The sequence below is a fragment of the Bartonella sp. CL63NXGY genome (genome assembly GCF_042194905.1).
In the GTDB taxonomy this organism is placed as follows: Bacteria; Pseudomonadota; Alphaproteobacteria; order Rhizobiales; family Rhizobiaceae; genus Bartonella.
The window spans coordinates 1-334 of the sequence record NZ_JBHINK010000111.1 but is presented as its reverse complement, the minus strand read 5'-3'; the positions used below and the strand labels follow the sequence as shown (position 1 = coordinate 334).

Sequence of the window (334 nt, the reverse complement as noted above, 5' to 3'; positions counted from 1 at the left end):
ATGGGTAAACATATGCCCAAGTACGCTAAAGATTAAAGTCCCTGATTGGACAAAGCGTTCCCAGCCAAACTTCAAACGAGCAGTCATACTAGTACTGGTTTCTTCTAAAATACCAATCTGCCCTGCTTTTTGCCCATTTGCTTTTACAACCTTAGGCGTCAAGTTAGAACTGTATTGGCGGTTATTGCGTTGATAAGTCACCTTAGTCTTTTTACCAGGCCGTTCTGAAATAGCTGTCGACAAATCTGTCCAGTCATCAATCTTTTGTGACCCGACTCGAGTAACACGATCACCCGCCTGCAAGCCAGCCCGAGCAGCTACTGAATGATGGTTA

Annotated in this window: 1 protein-coding gene; it reads right to left on the bottom strand. The window is 44.6% G+C overall.

The features are described 5' to 3' along the window. A partial coding sequence (locus ACFIK0_RS09545) for a PDZ domain-containing protein (protein WP_375663935.1) occupies positions 1 to 334 on the bottom strand: 334 nt, incomplete at both ends.